Origin of the sequence: Paraburkholderia sp. NMBU_R16, assembly GCF_013282575.1 — a bacterium.
Classification (GTDB): Bacteria; Pseudomonadota; Gammaproteobacteria; order Burkholderiales; family Burkholderiaceae; genus Trinickia.
The window spans coordinates 1-916 of the sequence record NZ_JAAAYE010000234.1; the positions used below are offsets into that span (position 1 = coordinate 1).

At 58.3% G+C, this 916-nt stretch carries 1 protein-coding gene; it reads left to right on the forward strand.

The genetic code is table 11. From position 1 onward, the window contains the following. Positions 1–160 precede the first annotated feature (160 nt). Positions 161–793, forward strand: a complete 633-nt coding sequence (locus GWC77_RS28025) for a phage tail length tape measure family protein (RefSeq protein WP_367949132.1) — start codon at positions 161–163, stop codon at positions 791–793. The last annotated feature ends 123 nt before the right edge of the window (positions 794–916 follow it).

Genomic DNA, 916 nt, shown 5'->3' on the forward strand with positions numbered 1-916 from the left:
CGTCCTCAATCGCTTGCCTACCCATCGAGCCGACGACATCGTCGCGCTTCTACCGCATCGCTGGGCGCCTGCCGCAGCTTGATTGACGGCGATTTGGACCTGGGGGTGTCTTCGCCGGGTGCTTACCTTGAATAGCTCGGGCGCACGGAGAGAACTGCTCGTGCTCGCTCACGAGGCATCCCAAGGTAATTGGACGCGCTTCGCGGGCTCTATGGGCGTGTTGGCGGAACGTACTGACGCGCTCAGTATGGTACTCAGTCCGGTAGGTCTGGGGTTTGGTGCTGCGGCTGCTGCGGCTGCGTTCTTCGTGACTCAAATCGTTAAGGGTTACGAGCAAGTAGAGGCGTTCAATCACGCCCTTAGCAGCACTAACGGTTATATCGGTCTCTCCGCTGGGCAGATGGCGGAAATGTCCAATGGGTTGCAATCGAGCACCGCGCATCTTAGCGATGTACGGGAAGCTATGGCCCAGGTCGCAGCGACGGGTGCATTCACTGCCGACGAGTTACAGCTTGCGACGCGTGCCGCGCTCGCCATGTCGTCGGACATTGGCATCGGTACCGATAAGGCGGCGGAGTCGCTCGCACGCATACAAGAGAACGTACTTGAATGGGTGACGAAGTATCAGACGGCGCACCACGCATTTACGGCGGCGCAGGTCGAAGAGATAGATAACTTCGTCAAGCAGGGCAACGAGGCCGCAGCCGTTAAGGCGATCATGCTCGACTTGTCTAACGTGCATCAAAGGATTGCCGACGATGCCGATAAGCACATGGGTAGCGTGCTCTCTTGAATCGCCCCGGGAATCGTGGAGGCTGGTTGGTTTAAGTTGATGCCGGCATCGCAACTCCGTTGCTGAGTTGCCGGTAATAGTTTGCCTCAGCTTCAGCGGGTGGGATATAGCCGAGCGGTTCCA